The 1042-nt window shown below is 56.7% G+C and carries 1 rRNA gene; it reads right to left on the minus strand.

What is annotated here, in order from left to right:
* Positions 1-1042, minus strand: a 23S ribosomal RNA gene (locus ACZ6X9_RS33770); the annotation flags it as partial.

The raw sequence follows: 1042 nt of genomic DNA on the forward strand, positions 1-1042 counted from the left end.
TACTGCAATGACACGACTTCGGCGGTACGCTTGAGCCCCGCTACATTGTCGGCGCGGAATCACTTGACCAGTGAGCTATTACGCACTCTTTCAAGGGTGGCTGCTTCTAAGCCAACCTCCTGGTTGTCTCTGCGACTCCACATCCTTTCCCACTTAGCGTACGCTTAGGGGCCTTAGTCGATGCTCTGGGCTGTTTCCCTCTCGACCATGGAGCTTATCCCCCACAGTCTCACTGCCGCGCTCTCACTTACCGGCATTCGGAGTTTGGCTAAGGTCAGTAACCCGGTAGGGCCCATCGCCTATCCAGTGCTCTACCTCCGGCAAGAAACACACGACGCTGCACCTAAATGCATTTCGGGGAGAACCAGCTATCACGGAGTTTGATTGGCCTTTCACCCCTAACCACAGGTCATCCCCCAGGTTTTCAACCCTGGTGGGTTCGGTCCTCCACGAAGTCTTACCTCCGCTTCAACCTGCCCATGGCTAGATCACTCCGCTTCGGGTCTTGGGCGCGCTACTTTGGTCGCCCTATTCGGACTCGCTTTCGCTACGGCTTCCCCACACGGGTTAACCTCGCAACACACCGCAAACTCGCAGGCTCATTCTTCAAAAGGCACGCAGTCACGACGTTGCATGCAAGCATGCAACGCGACGCTCCCACGGCTTGTAGGCACACGGTTTCAGGTACTATTTCACTCCGCTCCCGCGGTACTTTTCACCATTCCCTCACGGTACTATCCGCTATCGGTCACCAGGGAATATTTAGGCTTAGCGGGTGGTCCCGCCAGATTCACACGGGATTTCTCGGGCCCCGTGCTACTTGGGTGTCTCTCAAACGAGCCGCAATGATTTCAGCTACGGGGGTCTTACCCTCTACGCCGGACCTTTCGCATGTCCTTCGCCTATCACTACGGTTTCTGACTCGTCTCACAGCCGGCAGACTGTGAAAGAGAGATCCCACAACCCCGCCTGCGCAACCCCTGCCGGGTATCACACACAAACGGTTTGGCCTCATCCGGTTTCGCTCGCCACTACTCCCGGA

Source organism: Streptomyces sp. NPDC052910, assembly GCF_055585605.1.